Here is a 19983-nt window from a genome sequence, read left to right on the forward strand (position 1 = left end):
GCCGAACGAGGATGTATGGAACGGGTCGCGGAACTGCTCGCGGACATGTCACTCGACGAGAAGCTCGCCCAGCTCGTGGGCGTGTGGCTGAACGTCAACCGCGACGAGGGCGTGGTGGCGCCGCTCCAGGACTCGATGCAGGGCGAGGACGTCGCGTTCGAGGCGTTCGCCCGCCACGGCGTGGGCCACATCACCCGCCACTACGGCACCAGACCCGTCGATCCGGAGGAGGCGAGCACGGTGCTGGCCGCGCGGCAGCGCTGGCTGCGCGAGCACACCCGGCTCGGCATCCCCGCGATCGCGCACGAGGAGTGCCTGACCGGGCTGGCGGCCTGGCGGGCCACGACGTACCCGGTGCCGCCCGCCTGGGGCGCCTCCTTCGACCCGGCGCTCGTGGAGCGCATGGGCGAGCGGATCGGGGCGAGCATGCGCGCGCTCGGCGTCCACCAGGGCCTCGCGCCGGTGCTCGACGTGATCCGCGACCAGCGCTGGGGCCGGGTCGAGGAGTGCGTCTCGGAGGACCCGTACGAGGTCGCGACCATCGGCGCCGCCTACATCCGGGGCCTGCAGTCCACGGGCGTGATCGCCACGCTCAAGCACTTCGTCGGCTACTCCAACTCCCGGGCGGGCCGCAACCTGGCCCCCGTGCACGCGGGCCCCAGGGAGGTGGCGGACACGCTGCTCTTCCCGTTCGAGGTCGCGATCAAGGACGCCGGGGCCGGCTCGGTCATGAACTCCTACGCCGAGATCGACGGCATCCCGATCGCCGCCGACCCGTACTACCTCACCACGATCCTCCGCGACCAATGGGGCTTCGACGGCACGGTCGTCGCCGACTACTTCGCGGTCGCCTTCCTGCACACCCTGCACGCCGTGGCCGAGGGCGCCGAGGAGGCGGCCGTGCAGGCGCTCACGGCGGGCATCGACGTCGAGCTGCCGACCGGGGTGGCGTACCTGGAGCCGCTGAAGCAGGCCATCGCCGCGAAGAAGATCGACGAGGGGCTGGTGGACCGCGCCCTGCGGCGCGTGCTCACGCAGAAGGAGCGGCTCGGGCTGCTCGACGACGGGTACGAGCCGGAGCCGGCGGGCCCAGTGGACCTCGACGACCCGGGATCCCGCGACCTCGCGCGGCGCCTGGCCGAGGAGTCGGTCGTGCTGCTCACCAACGACGGCGTGCTCCCGCTCGGCGACGCCGCGGGCAGGACCGTGGCCGTGATCGGCCCCAACGCCGACAGCGTGGCAGCCCTGTTCGGCTGCTACTCGTTCGTCAACCACGTCCTGCCGCACTTCCCGGGGGTCGAGCCCGGCATCGCCGCGCCCACCCTGCTCGACGCGCTGCGCGAGGAGCTGCCCGGCGCCGACCTCCGGGTCGGGCGCGGCACCGGCGTGGACGACGGCGACCGCTCCGGGATCGCCGCCGCCGCGCGGCTGGCGGCCGGGGCGGACCTCGCGATCCTCGTGCTCGGCGACCGCTCGGGGCTGTTCGGGCGCGGCACGTCCGGCGAGGGCTGCGACGCGGAGAGCCTCGACCTGCCGGGCGCCCAGCAGGAGCTGGCCGACGCCGTGATCGCCACCGGCACGCCGACCGTGGCGGTGCTGATGACCGGCCGCTCCTACGCCGTGCCGGGGCTGCTCAAGGACGCCGCCGCCGTCGTCCAGGCGTACTTCCCCGGCGAGGAGGGCGCGGGCGCCATCGCACGGGTGCTGAGCGGCGCCGTCAACCCCTCCGGCCGGCTGCCCATGAGCATGCCGCGCTCGGCCGCCGGCCAGCCGTACAGCTACCTGCACCCGAAGCTGGGCGGCGCGGGCTCCGTCAGCGCCGTCGACCCGGCCCCGGCGCTGAGCTTCGGCCACGGGCTGAGCTACACGAGCTTCGCCTACGAGGGCCTCACCGTCGGCGCGACGGCCACGACGGAGGGGCCGATCCGCTGCTCGGTCGTGGTGCGCAACACGGGCGAGCGCGCCGGCGCGGAGGTGGTCCAGCTGTACGTCTCCGACCGGATCGCCTCGGTCACCAGGCCCGTCGCCCAGCTCGCCGGGTACGCCCGCGTCGAGCTGGCCCCCGGCGAGAGCGCCAGGGTCGCCTTCGACGTGCCGGCCCGGCTGCTCTCCTTCACCGGCCGGGACGGGCGGCGCGTCGTGGAGCCCGGCGCGTTCGGCCTGTCGGTACGCCGCTCCGTCGCCGACGTCGTGGACGAGCGGACCGTGGAGCTGACCGGGCCCACCTACGAGATCACCGGTTCCGAGCGGCTGCTGACCACCGTGTCCGTGGCGCCGGGAATGGACATCGCATGATGGAGCCGACCGGCGGCCTGCGCCTCACCGACGAGCGGGGCCGCGGCCTGACGCTGGCGCACGACGGCACGGACCTCTTCCGGTACGTGTACGGCCCGTGGGACCCGCGGCTGGAGTCGCCGCGCCCCTACTTCCACCCCCTGCGCACCCTGTCGGGGCGTCTCGTGTCGCTCTACCGCCCCTGGGACCACGTCTGGCACAAGGGCATCGCCTGGTCGCTGCCGAACGTGGGCGCCCAGAACTTCTGGGGCGGCGTCACCTACTACCGCGACCGCGGCTACGTCCAGGCAGACAACAACGGCTCCACCGTCCACAACGGTTTCGACGCGATCGAGACCGGCGAGGACCGCGTCGCCGTACGCGAGTCGCTGACCTGGGTGGCGAGCACCGGCGAGCCGTGGTTCACCGAACGCCGCGGCTTCGGCGCGCTCGTCGGCCCCGACGGCTGGACGCTGGCCTTCACCACCGAGTTCACCAACGTCTCCGGCGCCACCGTCCCCATCGGCAGCCCCACCACCGAGGGCCGCCCGAACGCCGGGTACGGCGGGCTGTTCTGGCGCGGCCCCCGCTCGTTCAGCAACGGACGGGTCTACATGGAGGGCCGCTCCGGCGGCGACGAGTTGATGGGCGAGCGCGGCGGCTGGCTGGCCTACTCCGGCGACCACGACGAGGAGGACGCCTCCTCCACGCTCGTGTTCGTGGACGACTCGGGCGGGGCGCCGGTCCGGTGGTTCGTGCGCAGCGGCGTCTACGCCTGCGTCTGCCCGGCCCCGTTCTTCGACGTCGTCCGGCCGGTCGAGCCAGGGGCGTCGCTGTCCTTCCGGTACGCGGTCACCATCGCCGACGGCGACACCGGCCCCGACGGAGCGGCCCGCATCGCCGGCGCCACCGCCGGAATCACGTCGACGATCATCAAGGAGCTGTGACATGTCGCGCATGGACGCCTTCCGCAACCGCGTCGGGGGCTTCGCCTTCGGTGGCGACTACAACCCGGAGCAGTGGGACCCCGCCGTGTGGCGGGAGGACGTCCGCCTGATGCGCGAGGCCGGCGTCAACGTCGTCTCCCTCGGCGTGTTCGCGTGGGCGTCGCTGGAGCCGGAGCCCGGGACGTACGAGTTCGGGTGGATGGACGAGATCATGGATCTCCTCCACGAGAACGGCATCAGCGTCAACCTCGCCACCCCCACCGCTGCGCCGCCCGTCTGGCTGACGCAGCTGCACCCCGAGGTGTTCCCCGTCATGGCCGACGGCGAGCGCTTCGGCTTCGGCAACCGGCTGCACTACGACCCGTCCTCGCCGATCTACCGCGAGTACGCCGCGGCCATCACCACCAAGCTCGCCGAGCGCTACTCCTTCCACCCGGCGCTGGCGATGTGGCACATCTCCAACGAGTACGGGCCGACGGCGTACAACGAGGCCGCCTCCGTCAACTTCCGGCGCTGGCTGCGGCGCAGGTACGGCGACCTGGAGACGCTGAACGAGGCGTGGACCACCCGCTTCTGGAGCCAGCGCTACACCGACTGGGACCAGATCGAGGTGCCCCACATCCCGCGCACCTGGATGAACCCGTCCCGCCGGCTCGACTTCAAGCGCTTCACCTCCGACGCGCTGCTCGAGTGCTACATCGCCGAGCGCGACATCGTGCGCTCCTTCCGCGACGACATCCCGGTGCTGACCAACTTCATGCGCTTCTACAAGCACGCCGACTACTGGAAGTGGGCGCCCGAGGAGGACGCGGTCGCGCTCGACATCTACCCCAACCCCGCCGACGCCGACTCCCACGTGTCCGCGGCCTTCCAGTTCGACCTGTTCCGCTCGCTGAAGGGCGGGCAGCCGTGGCTGCTGATGGAGCAGGCGGCCAGCGCCGTCAGCCAGTGGCAGCTCAACATCGTCAAGGAGCCGGGCCGGATGCGGCTCGGCTCGCTCCAGGCCCTGTCGCGGGCCTCCGACTCGGTGATGTTCTTCCAGTGGCGGGCCAGCAGGGGCGGGCAGGAGCGCTTCCACTCGGCGATGCTGCCGCACTCCGGGCCGGACTCGCGCACGTTCAGGGAGATCGTCGACCTGGGGCGGGAGCTGAAGCTCCTCGCGCCCGCCGCCGGGACGACCTCGCGCGCCGAGATCGCCGTCCTGTTCGACTGGGACGGCTGGTGGGGGCTGGAGGAGACCGCGGGCATCCCGCGCAGCGACTTCGGCTACGCCGACACCGTGATGCGGCACTACACGCCGCTGTGGGAGGGGCACCACCCGGTCGACGTCGTGTCCTCCGCGTCGTCGCTGGAGGGGTACAAGGTGCTGGTGGTTCCGAACGCGTACCTCATCGACGACGAGGGCGTGCGGCGGATCACCGAGTTCGCCCGCGACGGCGGCACGGTGATCATGTCGTTCTTCTCCGGCGTGGTGGACGAGTGCAACCGGGTGCGGCCGGACGGCTACCCGGGGGCGTTCCGCGAGCTCATCGGGGCCAAGATCGACGAGTACTGGCCGGCCAGGCCGCACGAGGTGTTCGCCGTGGAGTTCGCCGACGGGCGGCGGGCCACCTCGACCTGGTGGCGCGACGACCTGCACCTGGAGACCGGCAAGGCCCTGGCCACCTACGCCGACGGCCTGCTGGCCGGGCGGGCCGCCGTGGTGGACAACCGCTTCGGCGCCGGGCGCGTGGTGTACTTCGCGACGCTGCTGGAGGAGGCGGCCTTCGGCGCCGAGCTGCTCGCGGCCGTGGAGGCGGCGGGCGTGCGCTCGCCGTTCCCGGGGGTGCCCGCCCACGTGGAGTGCTCCGTACGGGGCGACGAGGCGGACGAGTACGTCTTCCTGCTCAACCACAGCGGGGAGCGCGCCGAGTCCGTCCCCTTCCCGGGGGAGGGGACGGACCTGCTCACGGGCGAGCGGGTGTCAGGCGCGGTCGAGCTGGCGCCGCTCGGCGCGGCGGTGATCCGCCGCGCCCGAGCCTGACGCCACGACCGCCTCAGAGCGGGCCGGCGTTGGGCTCAGAGCAGGCCGGCGTCGCGCACCTTCATGGCGACATGCACCCGGTTGTCCGTGCCGAGCTTGGCGAAGATGCGGGTGATGTTGGCCTTCACGGTCGCCACGCTCACCGACAGGCTGCGCGCGATCTCGGCGTTGGAGCTGCCCCTGGCCAGCTCGACCGCGACCTCCCGCTCGCGGTCGGTCAGCCGGGCCAGCTCCCGCCGCGCCTCCGGCTCGCGCCCGGCGTAGCGGCCGGTGGCGGCGGCGATCACCTGCTGCGCCACGCTGGGCGAGAGCACCGGCTCGCCCCTGGCCACGGTGCGCACGGCCTCGATCATCTTCGGCGGCGGCGTGTCCTTCAGCAGGAACCCGGCCGCGCCCAGCCGGAGGGCGCGCAGCACCATGTCGTCGGCGTCGAACGTGGTCAGCACCAGGATCCGGGGCGGCGCCGGGCGGCCGAGCAGCAGCTCGATCGTGGTGAGCCCGTCCTGGTGCGGCATCCGGAGGTCCATCAGGACGACGTCGGGCCGCAGGTCGCGGATCACCGCCATGGCCTCCCTGCCGTCGCCGGCCTCGCCCACCAGGTCGAGGTCGGGCTCGCCACCGAGGATGAGGCGCAAACCGGTGCGCACCATGGGATCGTCGTCCACGATCACAACTCTGGTCACGCCCTCAAGCCTTCCACGGAAGCCGGGCATCGAGGACGAACAGTCCGTCTCGGACAGAATGGGTGATCGTGCCGCCCGCCATCCGGGTGCGCTCGGCCAGCCCCACCAGCCCCAGGCGCCCCCCGGGGCCCACCGGCGCGCTCGGCGGCGCGGGGTTGGTCACCCGGATGCGCAGCCCCTCGCCGGGCCGCCCGCCCAGCTCGGCCCGCACGTGGCTGCCGGGCGCGTGCTTGCGGGCGTTGGTCAGCGCCTCCTGCACGATCCGGTACGCGTGCCGCCCGGTCTGCGTCGGCAGCAGCTCCCGCCCGTCGATGGTGTCGTCGACCTCCACACGCTGCCCGGCCGCGCGGACCTCCTCGAACAGCTCGTCCAGCTGGGCCAGCGTCGGCTGCGGCGCCTCCAGGCCGCCGTCGCGCCGCAGCGTGCCCAGCACGGCGCGCAGCTCGGTCAGCGACTGGTGGGCGTTCTCCTGGATCGCCCGGGCGGTCTCGCGGGTCTGCTCGGCGGACAGGTCGGTGCGGTAGGCGAGGCCGCCGGCCAGCATCGCCAGCAGCGAGATCCGGTGCGCGAGGACGTCGTGCATCTCCTGGGCGATCTTGAGCCGTTCGGAGAGCTGGGCCTGCTCGACCCGCTGCCACTGCGCGGCCTGCTCCGCCTCCCGCCGCGCGGCGGCCAGATCGCGGCGCCCGCGGACGTACAGGCCGGCGAACGTCACACCCGTCAGGACCGAGATCGCGGCCAGGCCGTAGAACTCGGCCAGCTTGAGGGAGCCCAGCCACAGCGCCGAGCCGGTCACGGCCAGCGCCAGCGAGACCCCCACCGGCACGGTCCACCGCCACCGGCGATGCGTGACCAGCGAGCCGTAACAGACCAGGGCCGGGCCGACGGCGCTCAAGGAGACGACGGTGAAAAGGGAGACCACCAGCGCGACCTGCCACGGCCACCGGCGCCGCCACCACATCAGCACCAGCCCCACCACGCCCAGCGCGATGTCGGCCGTGCCGTACAAGATCTTGTCCTGGCTGCTCGGGACGAAGCCGGCCATCAGGGTCAGGATGAGGCCGGCGAGCAGCAGCGGCAGCATGGCGGCCAGATAGCGCAGCGCGATGCCCAGCCGGTCGAGAGGTGGCGGGTGGTGCACCACTTCAGCCTAGGCACCATCGCGGGCTGGCTTTAGCGACCTGGGTCGATCGTGCTGCCGACCCGGGTCTACATCCGCGGCGACAGGGCTGGACCGGGCGCGGGCGAGGATCGACCCAGGTCCGATGAGGGCCGGGGCGGTTTCCGATGAACTTGGACGGTGATCGAATTTCAGCACGTCAGCAAGTCGTACAAGAAGGTGAAGGCGCTCGACGACGTGACGTTCACCGTGCGGCCGGGCACCGTGACGGGTTTCGTCGGGCCCAACGGAGCGGGCAAGTCGACCGCCCTGCGCATTCTCGCCGGGCTCTCCCGGGCGACCTCCGGCACGGCGACCGTGCTCGGGCGCCCCTACGCCGAGCTGGAGCGGCCGGGGTTCGAGGTCGGCACGCTGCTCGACGCCGCGGCGCACCATCCGGGCCGCAGCGGGCGGGAGGTCCTGACCTTGGGCGCGATGCTCCTCGGCCTGCCCAGGGCACGCGTGGACGAGATCCTTGAGCTGGTCGGGCTGACCGGCAAGGAGGGCCGGCGGGCCGTGGGCGGCTACTCCCTGGGCATGCGGCAGCGGCTCGGCATCGGCCACGCCCTGCTCGGCCGGCCCCGGGCGCTCATCCTGGACGAGCCCGTCAACGGCCTCGACCCGCAGGGCATCCAGTGGATGCGCGGGCTGCTGCGCGACCTGGCGGAGCAGGGATGCGCGGTGCTGCTCAGCTCCCACCTGCTGCACGAGGTGGAGCAGGTGGCCGACCACGTCGTGATGATCGGGCGCGGCCGGGTGCTGGCGCAGGGCGCCGTCGCCGAGCTGAGCCGGGGCCGCGGCCTCGAACAGACCTTCCTCGAACTGACCGCCGCCGCCGACAGGAGCGCCTCATGACCGACACCACCACCGCGCTCTCCTCGGGCGCCCTCTCCTCGCGGCGGGCCGGGGGCCGGTCCTTCGCGACCCTCGTACGGGCCGAGGCCCGCAAGCTCTTCGACACCCGCACCGGCATGATCCTCACCGCGATCCTGGTGGTCTTCGGCCCCGGCTCCGTGGTGGCCCGCGGTTTCGTCGCGGGTCCGCACTTCTTCACCCTTGCGGGGACCGCCGGCATCGTGCTCGGCATCCTGCTGCCCGTCCTCGCCATCCTCACCGTGACCGGCGAGTGGAGCCACCGCACCGCGCTGACCACGTTCGTGCTCGAACCCCGGCGGGGCCGGGTGCTGGCGGCCAAGTTCCTGCCGCCGCTCGCCGTCGCCGTGCTGGCCGGCGCCCTCGCCCTGCTGCTCGCGCTGCCGGTGACGGCCGCCGTGGCCGCCGTGCGGGGCGTGCCCGCCGACTGGGACGTGGCGCCCGGCACGGTCCTGGGCTGGGTGGCCGTGCTGGTGATCTGCACCGCCCAGGGCCAGGCCCTGGGCATGCTGCTGCTGAACGCGCCCGCCGCGATCGTGATCTACCTGGCCTCGCCCATGGCGTGGAGCGCCGTCCGCGGGCTGGGCGGCGCGGGGGAGGAGCTGGCGGGCTGGCTCGACCTCAACACCACCACCAACCTGCTGACGGGTGGCGGCATGACCGGCGGCGGGGCCGCCCGGCTGGCCGTGTCGGTGCTCGTCTGGATCGCCGTCCCCGTGACCGTCGGGGCTCTGCGCGTGTGCAGGAAGGACATCAACTGAACCTTTTACCTGCCAGCGTAGATCTTTGTCCGGTTCATGGGGTTACGTTTGCGTTTGTCCTTTTCTTGCACGTAAGGTGGATCGCGTAACCGACGAGTGACCTGGACCTTACCCGTGAGACCCACGGGAAGGTACCACTCGCCCGGGCTCAGAGTCCCATCCGAAGGATTCCCGAGCGCTCCACGTAGCGACCGAATGGCGCGATGCCCGGCTACGTGCGTCCATGAGCGCACACGCCCCCGTCCCCGAACAAAGGACCAACTTTACTTATGTCTGCTCGCCTGCGCTCTTTCGCCATGCTCACCGCCTCCGCGCTGACGGCTCTCACCGTCGGCTCGACCGCGGCGCACGCTGACGCCGACGCCGGCAGCACCACCCAGAAGGCCGTGACCGCCCAGAGGGTCATGCTTCACGGCTCGACCACCGCGTCGTACTTCTGGGACGACTCCTCGGGCCGGGCCGGCGACACGGGCCTGCCCGCGGCCGGCAAGCCGATGCAGAAGGGCCTCGCCGCCAGCCCGAGCTGGCCCCTCATGACCGAGGGTTACGTCATCTACAAGGGGAAGAAGATGCCCTTCTTCGTCGGCGACCGCGGTCCGGGCGACCCCTCCAGCCGCGGCGTGATGCTCGACCTGGACGCCAAGACGTTCGCCGAGCTGACCGGCGGCCGGTTCAACCCCGACACCCTGGGTGTGGACGGCGTCGACGGCGAGGGCCACATCAAGATCGACTATGTCATCACCAGGTGGGGTGACGGGGTCGGCAAGAAGAGCTACCCGGTCGCCTTCTCCACCGGCGCCTGGGCCGAGAAGGACAGCCACCCCATCGTCAAGCCGGTGTCGGTGAAGCTTCCCGCCAACTGACCCCGCGACAGACCCGGAGCGAACTCCGGAAGGCGCTCCTGAGCAGGGGCGCCTTTTCGCGTGCCCGCCACCGTCGCCGAGCCTCCCCGCCGGACGCCCGGCGTCAGGCACCTGCGCTCGGGACGTCTGGCGCTCGGGGCGTCTGGTGCCGGGGCGCGTGACGCTCAGGACGTCGAGCGCTTGGGAGGTCGAGCGCTCGGGACGTCCGGTGCTCGGAGGGCCTGGCGCTGCGGACGCTTGGCGCTCCGGACTCCTGCGGTCGGGTAGCTCGGCGGCGCGGTGGGGTCAGACGGCGGCCCGGCCGCCGTCCACGGAGAGGGTGGCGCCGTGGATGTTGGCGGCGTCGTCGCCGGCCAGGAACACCACCGCCGCGGCCACCTCCTCCGGCGTGCTGGGCCGGCGGGACGGGATGGCGGCGATCATGGGCGCCAGGTAGTCCGCCATCGCGGCGATCTTGTCCGTGAACGTGGGCCCCGGCGCCACCGTGTTGACCCGCACGCCCGACGGCCCGTACTCGTCGGCCCAGGACTTGGTCAGCGAGTGGACGGCGGCCTTCGTGGTGCTGTAGAGGGCGGAGCCGCCCAGCCCGAACAGCCCGTTGATGGAGCCCATGTTGATGACGGCGCCGCTGCCCCTTTCCGCCATGGCGGGGGCCACGAGGCCGGTGAGCAGGAAGGCGGCCTTGATGTTGACGGCCAGGGCCCGGTCGATGAGGTCCTCTTCCACCTCGGCCGTCGGCCGGGGCTCGATCAGCATCGCCGCGTTGTTGACCAGGATGTCCAGCGGGCCGCCGGCCAGCCGGTGCGCGGCGGCGGCCAGCGCGGTGACGGCGGGCAGGCCGTCGGCGAGGTCCGCCTGGACGAACGTGGCTTGCCCGCCCCGCTCGGCGATGGACGCGACGACCTTCTCGCCGCGGGCGGTGTCGCGGCCGCTGACCACGACGTGGGCGCCCTCGGCGGCCAGCGCGCGGGCGACGGCCTCGCCGATGCCGCCGGTGGAGCCGGTGACGAGAGCGGTACGCCCCTGCAGACGTGCGGACATGATGATTCCCCCTAGATGGACGTGCTCGATGTCGCTGGTTCAGGATGCCGAGCCAAAAATGGACCAGCAAGTCCAATCTGAGGATTGATCGCGATGAAACGCGGATATTCCGTATTGATAAGTCCGTGACCGCAAATTTATTTCTTTATGTTATGCTGTTTGTTATAGGGCTGGAAAATGCGTTTAATAATCGCCGTTCCCCGTACCCGAGAAAGGAACGGCCCTCCATGCACGAAGCGCAGCCCAGCCTGACCGCGCTCATGGCCGCCGCCGCCCGCGCGGCGCATCTCCTCGTCGACGACGAGCCGTTCGTCTTCCGCGACACCGTGGCCTCGACGCTGCTCGGCGACCATGCGGCCGAGCCGCTGGGCTACCACCGCACGCACGGCGACCACCTGGTGCTGTCCAGCGCGCGTGCCCAGGTCACCGCGCGCAGCCACTACGCCGAGCGCCGCCTGGCCGAGCTGGCCGCCGGCGGCCTCGACCAGTACGTGGTGCTGGGCGCCGGGCTCGACACCTTCGCCTACCGCTCGGACCCGGGCCGCCCGCCGCGCGTCTTCGAGGTGGACCACCCCGCCACCCAGCAGTGGAAACGCGACCTCGCGGCGGCGGCCGGCCTCGCGCAGCCGGAGAACCTGGCCTTCGTGCCGGTGGACTTCGAGTCCGGCGACCTGATGGACGCGCTGAGCGCGGCGGGCTTCGATCCCGGCAGGCCCGCTCTGGTGAGCTGGCTCGGCGTGGCCATGTACCTCACGCCGGAGGCCATCGCCGCGACGCTCGCCGCCGTCGGGCGCCTCGCCCCCGGAAGCGAGCTGATCATGGAGTACGGCCTGCCGCCGGACCTGCGCGACGAGCGGGGCCGCGCGTCCGGCGAGCTCATCCTGCCCGCCGCCGCCGAGCGCGGCGAGCCCTGGCTCTCCCTCTTCACCCCCGACGACCTGTCGGCCCTGCTCAAGCAGCACGGACTGGAGGCGGCCGAGCACGTACGGCAAGCCGACTGCGTCGATCCGGCGCTGTGGGAGCGCTCCGACGGCCTGCGCCCGGCCGACCTGTGCCGCCTGACCAGAGCCGTCGTCACGGGCGCCGCCTGACCTGGGCCGCCGTCACGGACTCGGCTGAACGGGCGCCGTTGTCACGGACGCCCGCTGAACGGGTGTCGACTCAACGGGCGCCCGTTGAACGGGTGACGGTCGAACGGGTGACGGTCGAACGGGGTGCCGGGTGAACGCCAGGCGCGGGCGCGTGACCGCGCGCCCGCGCCCGCCGGCGCCCGCAGCGCGCCGGTGTCCGCGTCCCTCGACACCCCGAGTCCGGCCGCCTCCGTCAGCGCTCGCGGTAGTCGGCGGCCACCCCGATCAGCGAGATCAGCCCCGAGGCGAACTCCATGGCCTCGGCGTGCCCCTCCTCGAACGGCGGCTGGAAGCCCACGCCCTCCCACCGGCCCGTCTCGGCGTTCCACACGTCGGACCCCACCTCGAAGTCCCAGCCGTACACGCCGTGCTCGTACCAGAGCTCGTCGGCCGAGTTCCCGGAGGCCGAGTAGAGCACGTCCGTGACCGGGCCCGTCTGCTGCGGCCAGGTGACGGTGCCGCGCTCGGCGGCGATGGCCTCCTCGATCGTGCGGGCCGAGCGCAGGAAGTACGCCTCCTCCTCGGCCGACGGCCTCGGCAGGGTGACGCGCCCGTCCAGCTTGTACGCCCCGGGAGGCCACATGAAGTAGCCGCCGTAGCTGTGCACGTTCATCGCGAACCGGATGTTGTCGTACGTGTCGGCCAGCCACATCACGTTGCGGCTCTCCGGCTCCGAGTGCTCGGCGGGCCCCGCGTACGTGCCGCTCTGGCAGTTGGCCGAGGCCCCGAAGTACCCGTCCGACAGCGAGCCCACCGCGTAGTTGCGGTTGACGTCCACGCCCCAGGTGTTGCGCAGCGCCGGGTCGGACTGCTGCGGCGGGCAGTGGTTCGTCATGTTCTTCCGCTGGGAGTTGAAGTCGTAGAAGCTGTAGTTCGCGCCGTCGGGGTTGACGGTCGGCACGATGAACACGTCGGTGCGCTCTAGCAGCCGGCGGGTGGCCTTGTCGCGGGAGTGGTTGCGCAGCAGCCGCTCGGCCGCCTCGACGACGACCAGGGGCGTCACCCACTCGCGGGCGTGCTCCTGGGCGTAGGCGAGCACGCCGGTGCGCGAGCCGTCGCGGTGCGCGCCGATGCGCAGCGCCAGCACCTGCGCGGGCGCCCTGGGCACGCTCGCCGGCGCGCTGAGGAAGTCGCTGAGCTCGGTGCGCGGGGCGGGCGCCATGACGCCGCCGCCCGCGTCCGTGCGGTATGTGGTCGCCTTGACCCCCGTGCCCGCCGTGGCGTTGATCGCGGCGGCCACCTCGGCGGCGGTGCTGACCGGCGCGCCCGAGCCGTCGGTGGCCAGGGAGACCGCGATGGTCTTGCCCTCCACGGCGACCTGCAGCGCCCGGCCGGGCGCGCCCGGGTCGGCCAGCTCGACGGCCAGGTCGTTGCCGCCTTCGGAGCCGTAGGCGTCGGAGGTGACGACGATCGCGGCCGCGGGCGGCGTGCCGATCAGGGCCTGGGCGTGGCGCCGGTAGCCGTTCGTCGGGTACGGCAGCGTGATCAGCTCGGTGAGCTCCGGATACCGCTCGTGCAGCGCCTTGATCCGCTCGTTGAGCTGCGCGGGCGGCATGTACTGGGTGACGAAGTCCTTCTGGTAGCCACGCCCGGTGCGGTCCGGCCGCTCGCCGTCGGGCCACTCCTTGACCCTCGCGTCGGCCTGTCCGCCGCCCGCCGAGGTGACGGTGACCCACTGCGGCCGGTCGCCGGCCGGCACCGGGGTGCTGAGCTGGTGGCCCAGGTACGCGCCCGCGTCCACGTACGCGACCATCGGCGCCTGCCCCTTCGAGCCGCGCCTGCCCTTCCACGCGACGGTGAGCGTGGCCGGCTCGCCGGCGCTGCTGGACGCCTCCACCGACAGGAAGTACCCGTCGCGTGACTTGAACCAGACCGCCCGCTCGATGACGATCCGGTCCTTGGCCGCCGTCGCCTTCGCCCGCGCCTGCGGCGGCGCCTCCGAGGCGAGGCTCGCGCCGAGCGAGCGGTAGGCCGCGAGCTGGCCCGGCGTGACGACCGCGTCCACCTGGACGCTGCCGTCCGGCTGGGGCCGGACCCGTTCGGTCAGGTCGGCGCCGGCGGCGGTCAGCCGTTCCATCGCCGCGCGGTCCGGCACGGACAGGGTGACGAGTGAGGCCGGCTCCGGGTCGGCCGGCCCCGCCACTGCCGGCGCGGCCGGCCCGGCGTTCGTGGAGACGGCCGTCAAGGCCGTCGAGACCATCAGCAGAACGACAGCGGACGCCCGTAAGCCACGCATCGGCCCCTCCTGGATCACGCGTATGGGCATGATTCAAAGCCGACCTGATCAAACTGGCAAGACCCGAATCGGATTCACAGCTCGGCTTCAGGAAGCGGTGACGTGGGGGACGGCGTCGTACAGCGCCCAGTCGGCGCTGATCGCGCCCGCCGTCTGCAGCAGCAGCGGGAGGTACTCCTCGGTCAGCTTCTCCATGGAGGTCTCGGCGGCGTGGGCGTTGACGTTGACGGCCGCGATGACGTTGCCGAGCCCGTCCCTGAGCGGCGCCGCCACCGAGCGGATGCCCGGCGCCAGCTGCTCGTCCGTGGCCGCCCACCCCTTCGCGCGGACCGCGCGCAGCACCGCCTCGCGCTCCTTGGCGTCGGGGCGCCACCTCGGCTCGATGCCCGAGCGGCCCGGCTCGGCCAGCACCCGCTCGACCTCGGCCGGTGGCAGCGCGGCCAGCAGCACCTTGCCCAGGGACGTCGGCAGTGCCGGGAACCGGGTGCCGATCTGCACCTGAAGGGCCACGATCTTGGGCACCGCGACCCTGGCGACGTACACGATGTCGGAGCCGTCGAGCTGGGCGATCGAGGACGACTCGCGCGTCCGCATGACCAGGCGCTCCAGGTGCGGCCTGGCCACCTCCCACAACCCCATCGAGCGCACGTACGTGACGCCGAGCTCCAGCACCCGGGGCGTGAGCGCGAACCCGCCCTGCTCGGCCCTGGCGTACCCCAGCTCCTGGAGGGTGAGCAGGATGCGGCGGGCCGTCGGCCGGGCCAGGCCGGCGGCCGTCGCCACCTCGGTCAGCGACATGACCGGGCGCCCCGGCTGGAAGGCCCTGATGACGTCGAGGCCGCGGGCCAGCGCCTCGATGAAGTCGGGTCCGGTGTCACCGCGTGCCATGTACGCCCTCGCCTCGCTGGGAAACGTTCCCGTCCGACTTTAGACGGTCGGCCGTCCGCACAGCGGCCCGGTTCAGAGGCGGTGGGTGGCGTCGCTGCGGTAGTCGGTGTAGGTGTACGGGTTGTCGAGGACCTTCGCCTCGGGAACGTCCGGGTTCATGCCCTGCTCCCACGCCTCGTCCCCCATCTCCGAGCGCAGGTACTCGACCGTGCTCTCCACCTCGCGCCGGGCCGCGGCCAGGTCGACGCCGAGCAGGCGGTGCTCGTGCTTGACCACACGCCCGTCGACCAGGACGGTGTGCACGTCGCCCCGCTGCGCCTGGAAGGCGACGTGGCCGAACGGGTTGAGCAGCGGGAACGACACCGGCGACAGGTCGTTCTTGATGAGCACGAGGTCGGCCTTCCTGCCCGGCTCGATCGCGCCCAGGTCGTCGCGGCCGAGCGCGCGGGCGCCGCCCAGGGTGGCCCATTCGACGACCTGGTCGGAGCGGAGCGCGCAGTGCGTGACGGTCTCGCCCTTGGCGTGCGCCTCCAGGTGCTCGCGCGAGCGGTCGGCGCCGAGCGTGGTGCGCATGGCGGAGAACAGGTCGCCGCTCCACCACACGCTGGTGTCCATGGACAGCGACACCGGGATGCCGTGGGCGCGGATCGCCCAGGTGGGCGGGTAGCCCTGGCCCGCGCTCTGCTCGCTCTCCGTCGATACCGACACGGAGCCGCCGGTGGCCGCGATGCGGTGGTAGGAGTCGGCCGACAGCGAGGCGGCGTGCACGTAGATCGTGCCGGGGGTCATGAAGCCGTTCTCGTACATGAGCTTGATGCCGTCGTCGCTGGTGGCGCCCCACACGCCGGCGTGCGTGGTGACGGCGACGCCGAGCTCGCGGGCCACCTCGAACGCGGGCCGCTCCGGGAAGGCCGGGTCGCCGAGCACGTCGAAGGCGATCTGGAAGCCGAGCATGTCGCCGCCGGTGATCCGCCTGCGGACGAAGTCGCGGAACTCGGGCGCGCCCGTCCACTCGGCGGGCGGCTGCTGGATGTTGCCGTACGCGAGCACGTACCGGCCGGGCACCGACTCCAGCGCGTCGGCGGCGGCGTCGGCGTGGTCGGGGGTGCGCAGGCCGTGCGACCAGTCCACGACGGTGGTGACCCCGGCGTCGAGCGCCTCGATGGCGGCCAGGGTGTTGCCCGCGTGGATGTCCTCGGGCCTGAACAGCTTGCCGTGCTCCAGGTAGAACCAGACGAAGTACTGGGTGAGGGTCCAGTCGGCGCCGTAGCCGCGCATCGCGGTCTGCCACATGTGGCGGTGCGTGTCGATCATGCCCGGCATGACGATGCCGCCGGACGCGTCGATCGTCACCGCGTCCTGCGGCGCCTCCAGCTCGGGGCCGACGGCGGCGATCCTGTCGCCGACGACCAGGACGTCCGTCCCGGGGAGGACCCGCCTGCCGGTCATCGGCAGCACGGTGCCGCCGCGCAGCACCACGGGCCGTCCGGCCTCGAACTCGTTCATGGCACGCTCCTTCGCGCGGCCTTCGCGGCCAACTGTCCGCTATACGGTCATCGCCACTGTGATGAGTGGCGGCCTCGCTGTCAAGCGGTTGACGCGGCGCGGCTTTGGTGCTGGGATCGGAGCTATTGCGGACATTCGTCCGTTGAACGGACGCGGGGAAGGACGGAACAAACGTGGGGGAAGGGGAGCGTGATCGTGCCTGAAGGGCCGCTGTCGGGCGTGCTGGTGGCCGACTTCTCGAGGGTGCTGGCCGGGCCGTACGCCACGATGCTGCTGGCGGACCTGGGGGCCGAGGTGATCAAGGTCGAGTCGCCGGGCGGGGACGACACCCGCTCGTGGACGCCGCCCGCCAGGGGCGAGGTGTCCACGTACTACCTCGGCGTCAACCGGGGCAAGCGCTCGATCGCGCTCGACCTGCGCGACCAGGACGACGCGGCGGCGGCCAGGGAGCTGGCCAGGCGCGCGGACGTGCTGGTGGAGAACTTCCGGCCGGGCGGGCTCGCCAAGTACGGGCTGGACTACGAGTCCGTGCGGGCCGCCAACCCGGGCGTCGTCTACACCTCGATCAGCGGGTTCGGATCGGGGGCGGGGGCGCGCGTGCCCGGGTATGACCTGATGGTGCAGGCCATGTCGGGGCTGATGAGCCTCACCGGCGACCCGGACGGGCCGCCGTACCGGGCCGGGATCTCGGTGTTCGACGTGATGGCGGGCAACCACGCCGCCATCGGCGTCCTCGCCGCGCTCCGGCACCGGGAGGCGACAGGGCGGGGGCAGCACGTCGAGGTGAACCTGCTGTCGTCGGCGCTGACCGGGCTGGTCAACCAGAGCTCCGCGTACGTCGCCGGGGGCGTGGTGCCGTACCGGATGGGCAACGCGCACCCGAGCGTGTTCCCGTACGAGCCGCTGCCGACCGCCGACCACCAGCTCATCGTCGCCGCCGCCAACGACGGGCAGTTCAGGAAGCTGTGCGAGGTGCTCGGCATCCCCGAGGTGGCCGGCGACCCGCGCTTCGCCCGCAACGCCGACAGGACGGCGCGGCGCGAGGAGCTGCGGCCGATCCTCGTGGAGCGGCTCGTCACGCGGCCGGCCGACGAGTGGTTCGACCTGCTGGTGGCGGCGGGCGTGCCGTGCGGGCCGATCAACACGATCGACGGCGGGTTCGCGGTGGCCGAGCGGTTCGGGCTGGAACCCGTCGTCGTGGTGGGGGAGGGGGAGCGGGCGGTGCCGACGACGCGGCACCCGATCCGGTTCTCGGAGACGCCCGCCGGGTACGCGCTGCCGCCGCCCGAGCTGGACGAGCACGGCGCGGAGCTGCGCGAATGGCTCGCCGCGCCGGTGCCGTCCGGGGGAGCGGCGGACGCGAAGAGCCGGGGGAGCGACCGCGAGGGAGGCGAGCGGCCGTGACAGAACCTGGATCCGGGCAGGACTACCCGACCGCGCTGGGGGCGTCCTCGCCGACGTCGATCACCCTGCTCGGGCACGACCTCGCCGCCGACGTCATGGGCGAGGTGGGCTTCGGGGAGCTGGCCTTCTGGCTGGCGGCCCAGCGCCGCCCCTCGCCCGGCGAGGCACGGGTGTTCGAGGCCGTGCTGGCCGCGCTGGCCGACCACGGGTTCACGCCCACCGCCATCGTGACCCGGCTGACGTACCTGTCGGCACCCGACTCCGTCCAGGGCGCGCTGGCCGCCGGGCTGCTCGGTGGCGGCTCCCGCTTCCTCGGCGTCACCGAGGACTGCGGCCGCTTCCTCCACGACGTCCTGCGTACGCGCGACCACCTGCCGGGCGACGACGCGGGGTGGGACGCCCTCGCGCTGGAGACCGTACGCGCCCGGCGGGCGGCGGGCGAGCTGATCCCCGGCCTCGGGCACCACGTGCACAAGGACGGCGACCCCCGGACGGCGCGGTTGTTCCAGATCGCCGCCGAGGAGGGCGTGTTCGGGCCGCACCTGTCGCTCTTCGCCGCCGTCGGCCGCGTGCACCCGCAGGTCCTGGGCCGCAGGCTGCCGCTCAACGGGGCCGGCGTCTGCGGCGCGGCCCTCGCCGACCTGGGGCTGCCGCTGGAGCTGCTGCGCGGGTTCGCGTTGCTCGCCAGGACGGCCGGGCTGATCGGGCAGCTCGCCGAGGAGCTGCGCCGTCCCGTGGCCAACGACATCTTCCTGTCGGTGGACCTCAACAACCGCCCCGTCCCGCCCGAGCCCTATGTCCCCACGGACACCACGAAGACCAACGGGAGCCACGGAGCCCACGGAGGTAGGTATGGCTGAACTCGTCGCGGTCATCGCATCCACCCACCACCCCTTCTACTACCGGGCCAGCACCTCCACCGGCGAGGACCGCCCGCCGTTCGCGGACGAGTGGGTGCGCAAGGTGGAGGCGTTCAGGGAGACCCTGACCAGGGCGCGGCCCGACGTGCTGGTGATGGTCGGCTCCGACCACTTCCACCAGCTGTGGCTCGACAACCTGCCGCAGTTCCTCGTCGGCAAGGCGCCCTTCTACGACGCCAACTTCTACAACGAGGAACGGGAGTTCGGCCTGCCCAGGATGCTGATCAAGGGGCAGGAGGACCTGTCGGCGTACATCCTGCGCGAGGGCCTGGACGCGGGCTTCGACCTGGCCTTCTCCAACGAGCTGCGGATCGACCACTCGATCACCTGCCCGATCATCACCCTGCGCCCGCAGAACGACCTGCCCATCGTGCCCGTCTACACCAACATCTTCGCCCCGCCGCTGCCCCGCCCCCAGCGGTTCGTGCAGCTGGGGCGGACGATCAGGCAGCTGGTGGAGTCGTGGCCGTCCGACCGGCGGGTGGCGGTCATCGGCACCGGGCACCTGTCGCTGGAGCTCGGGGGCCCGCGCCAGTTCGGGCCGCACGGCCCCGACCCGGAGTTCGACCGCAAGGCCGTCGAGTGGATCTCCACCGGCGACATCGAGGGCTGCCTGTCGGAGGTCACCCTCGACAGCCTGCACCTGCCGGGCAACGCCACCCACGGGTTCATGGACTTCATGCTGATGATGGGGGTGGCCGGCGAGGGCCGCAAGGCCGACTACGTCGACACCTACGACCTGTTCCACACCATGGAGGCGTACTTCACCTGGTACCCCGACGGAGGTGCTTCGTGAGCAAGTATCTGCTCAACAAATTCCTGTTCACCGTCGACCGCGATCCCGAGCTCGTCGAGCGCTACCGCGAGGAGCCGCGGGCCACCGTCGAATGGTGGGAGTCCGAGTACGCCAACCGCATCCTCGGCTGCCACTCCGGCGAGTCGTCGACGTGGCTGCGCTTCGACGACACCGAGCGGGAGGCGCTGGCCGCGCACGACTACCCGAAGCTGTTCGAGCTGGGGGCGCACCCGTTCCTCACGCTGACGCTGTTCATCGCGATGTTCGAGCGCGACCACCCGCCGCTGGGCTTCCAGACGGAGTACGCGCGGCGGCTGGCGCACGCGCGGCTGCCGTACCCGGACATCGCCACATGACCCGCCCGGCCGGGACGGAGCGCATGCGACGGCGCCGCCCGGCTGGGATCATGGTGGGTGCATGTCCGCCGGCGGGGACGGCGTGATGTGCGCGAACGGAAACGCGGCGGCGTGATGGGCTTG

Annotated in this window: 17 protein-coding genes; 11 read left to right on the forward strand and 6 right to left on the reverse strand. The window is 72.4% G+C overall.

Annotation, left to right across the window (positions count from 1 at the left end):
- Positions 1–15: 15 nt before the first annotated feature.
- Genes FH608_RS13270 through FH608_RS13280 form a run of 3 tightly spaced genes read left to right on the forward strand, consistent with a single transcriptional unit; the run spans position 16 to position 5244 of the window.
- Positions 16–2295 carry a beta-xylosidase/alpha-l-arabinosidase gene (locus FH608_RS13270; protein ID WP_139630762.1) on the forward strand — a complete coding sequence of 760 codons (2280 nt, stop codon included), beginning with the start codon at positions 16–18 and terminating at the stop codon, positions 2293–2295.
- Entirely contained in the window at positions 2292–3221 is a 930-nt protein-coding gene (locus FH608_RS13275) for a DUF6807 domain-containing protein (protein WP_139630763.1), read from the forward strand. The genes FH608_RS13270 and FH608_RS13275 overlap by 4 nt, the downstream gene beginning before the upstream one ends.
- A gap of 1 nt (position 3222) precedes the next feature.
- Entirely contained in the window at positions 3223–5244 is a 2022-nt protein-coding gene (locus FH608_RS13280; protein WP_226899427.1) for a beta-galactosidase, read from the forward strand.
- A gap of 35 nt (positions 5245–5279) precedes the next feature.
- On the opposite strand, the gene FH608_RS13285 is transcribed toward FH608_RS13280, so the two are convergent.
- Complete coding sequence (locus FH608_RS13285; protein WP_139630764.1) at positions 5280–5927, reverse strand: response regulator; 648 nt, start codon at positions 5925–5927, stop codon at positions 5280–5282.
- Between the two features lie 4 nt (positions 5928–5931).
- Positions 5932–7068: a sensor histidine kinase gene (locus tag FH608_RS13290; RefSeq protein WP_139630765.1), complete on the reverse strand. Its 1137-nt coding sequence runs from the start codon at positions 7066–7068 to the stop codon at positions 5932–5934.
- Between the two features lie 159 nt (positions 7069–7227).
- Between FH608_RS13290 and FH608_RS13295 the strand changes: the two genes are divergently transcribed.
- The 3 genes from FH608_RS13295 (at position 7228) to FH608_RS54160 (ending at position 9583) form a co-directional block, all read left to right on the forward strand.
- Positions 7228–7941, forward strand: a complete 714-nt coding sequence (locus tag FH608_RS13295) for an ABC transporter ATP-binding protein (RefSeq protein ID WP_139630766.1) — start codon at positions 7228–7230, stop codon at positions 7939–7941.
- Positions 7938–8720, forward strand: coding sequence for an ABC transporter permease subunit (locus FH608_RS13300; RefSeq protein ID WP_139630767.1), 783 nt, complete (start codon positions 7938–7940; stop codon positions 8718–8720). The genes FH608_RS13295 and FH608_RS13300 overlap by 4 nt, the downstream gene beginning before the upstream one ends.
- 269 nt (positions 8721–8989) lie before the next feature.
- Positions 8990–9583, forward strand: coding sequence for a hypothetical protein (locus tag FH608_RS54160; protein WP_139630768.1), 594 nt, complete (start codon positions 8990–8992; stop codon positions 9581–9583).
- A 285-nt stretch (positions 9584–9868) separates the two neighbouring features.
- Here FH608_RS54160 and FH608_RS13310 read toward each other — a convergent pair whose 3' ends face one another.
- Positions 9869–10624 (reverse strand): SDR family NAD(P)-dependent oxidoreductase, encoded by a 756-nt coding sequence (locus tag FH608_RS13310; protein WP_139630769.1) that lies wholly within the window; start codon positions 10622–10624, stop codon positions 9869–9871.
- Between the two features lie 227 nt (positions 10625–10851).
- Here FH608_RS13310 and FH608_RS13315 point away from each other — a divergent pair, with 227 nt between their 5' ends.
- The gene (locus FH608_RS13315) at positions 10852–11715 is read left to right on the forward strand and encodes a class I SAM-dependent methyltransferase (protein ID WP_226899429.1); all 864 of its coding nucleotides are present in this window, start codon (positions 10852–10854) and stop codon (positions 11713–11715) included.
- Between the two features lie 232 nt (positions 11716–11947).
- On the opposite strand, the gene FH608_RS13320 is transcribed toward FH608_RS13315, so the two are convergent.
- From FH608_RS13320 to FH608_RS13330, 3 genes are all read right to left on the reverse strand, one after another.
- Complete coding sequence (locus tag FH608_RS13320; RefSeq protein ID WP_226899431.1) at positions 11948–13990, reverse strand: M14 family zinc carboxypeptidase; 2043 nt, start codon at positions 13988–13990, stop codon at positions 11948–11950.
- Positions 13991–14077: 87 nt separating this feature from the next.
- Positions 14078–14878 (reverse strand): IclR family transcriptional regulator domain-containing protein, encoded by an 801-nt coding sequence (locus tag FH608_RS13325; protein ID WP_139630770.1) that lies wholly within the window; start codon positions 14876–14878, stop codon positions 14078–14080.
- A gap of 72 nt (positions 14879–14950) precedes the next feature.
- Entirely contained in the window at positions 14951–16384 is a 1434-nt protein-coding gene (locus FH608_RS13330) for an amidohydrolase family protein (protein WP_139630771.1), read from the reverse strand.
- A 189-nt stretch (positions 16385–16573) separates the two neighbouring features.
- On the opposite strand from FH608_RS13330, the gene FH608_RS13335 reads away from it, so the two are divergent.
- Genes FH608_RS13335 through FH608_RS13350 form a run of 4 tightly spaced genes read left to right on the forward strand, consistent with a single transcriptional unit; the run spans position 16574 to position 19860 of the window.
- Positions 16574–17788: a CaiB/BaiF CoA transferase family protein gene (locus FH608_RS13335; RefSeq protein WP_139630772.1), complete on the forward strand. Its 1215-nt coding sequence runs from the start codon at positions 16574–16576 to the stop codon at positions 17786–17788.
- Entirely contained in the window at positions 17785–18648 is an 864-nt protein-coding gene (locus FH608_RS13340; protein WP_226899433.1) for a citryl-CoA lyase, read from the forward strand. The genes FH608_RS13335 and FH608_RS13340 overlap by 4 nt, the downstream gene beginning before the upstream one ends.
- The gene (locus tag FH608_RS13345; protein ID WP_139630774.1) at positions 18641–19504 is read left to right on the forward strand and encodes a DODA-type extradiol aromatic ring-opening family dioxygenase; all 864 of its coding nucleotides are present in this window, start codon (positions 18641–18643) and stop codon (positions 19502–19504) included. The genes FH608_RS13340 and FH608_RS13345 overlap by 8 nt, the downstream gene beginning before the upstream one ends.
- Positions 19501–19860, forward strand: coding sequence for a hypothetical protein (locus FH608_RS13350; RefSeq protein WP_139630775.1), 360 nt, complete (start codon positions 19501–19503; stop codon positions 19858–19860). The genes FH608_RS13345 and FH608_RS13350 overlap by 4 nt, the downstream gene beginning before the upstream one ends.
- Positions 19861–19983: the final 123 nt, after the last annotated feature.

The sequence above is a fragment of the Nonomuraea phyllanthi genome (genome assembly GCF_006334985.2).
In the GTDB taxonomy this organism is placed as follows: Bacteria; Actinomycetota; Actinomycetes; order Streptosporangiales; family Streptosporangiaceae; genus Nonomuraea; species Nonomuraea phyllanthi.

What these genes read in the sequence shown, in the direction of transcription:
- FH608_RS13315 (WP_226899429.1), top strand. Translation starts at nt 10,852, where the DNA reads ATGCACGAAGCGCAGCCCAGCCTGACCGCGCTCATGGCCGCCGCCGCC.
- FH608_RS13310 (WP_139630769.1), bottom strand. Translation starts at nt 10,624, where the DNA reads ATGTCCGCACGTCTGCAGGGGCGTACCGCTCTCGTCACCGGCTCCACC.
- FH608_RS13320 (WP_226899431.1), bottom strand. Translation starts at nt 13,990, where the DNA reads ATGCGTGGCTTACGGGCGTCCGCTGTCGTTCTGCTGATGGTCTCGACG.
- FH608_RS13330 (WP_139630771.1), bottom strand. Translation starts at nt 16,384, where the DNA reads ATGAACGAGTTCGAGGCCGGACGGCCCGTGGTGCTGCGCGGCGGCACC.
- FH608_RS13345 (WP_139630774.1), top strand. Translation starts at nt 18,641, where the DNA reads ATGGCTGAACTCGTCGCGGTCATCGCATCCACCCACCACCCCTTCTAC.
- FH608_RS13325 (WP_139630770.1), bottom strand. Translation starts at nt 14,878, where the DNA reads ATGGCACGCGGTGACACCGGACCCGACTTCATCGAGGCGCTGGCCCGC.
- FH608_RS13280 (WP_226899427.1), top strand. Translation starts at nt 3,223, where the DNA reads ATGTCGCGCATGGACGCCTTCCGCAACCGCGTCGGGGGCTTCGCCTTC.
- FH608_RS13300 (WP_139630767.1), top strand. Translation starts at nt 7,938, where the DNA reads ATGACCGACACCACCACCGCGCTCTCCTCGGGCGCCCTCTCCTCGCGG.
- FH608_RS13270 (WP_139630762.1), top strand. Translation starts at nt 16, where the DNA reads ATGGAACGGGTCGCGGAACTGCTCGCGGACATGTCACTCGACGAGAAG.
- FH608_RS13275 (WP_139630763.1), top strand. Translation starts at nt 2,292, where the DNA reads ATGATGGAGCCGACCGGCGGCCTGCGCCTCACCGACGAGCGGGGCCGC.
- FH608_RS54160 (WP_139630768.1), top strand. Translation starts at nt 8,990, where the DNA reads ATGTCTGCTCGCCTGCGCTCTTTCGCCATGCTCACCGCCTCCGCGCTG.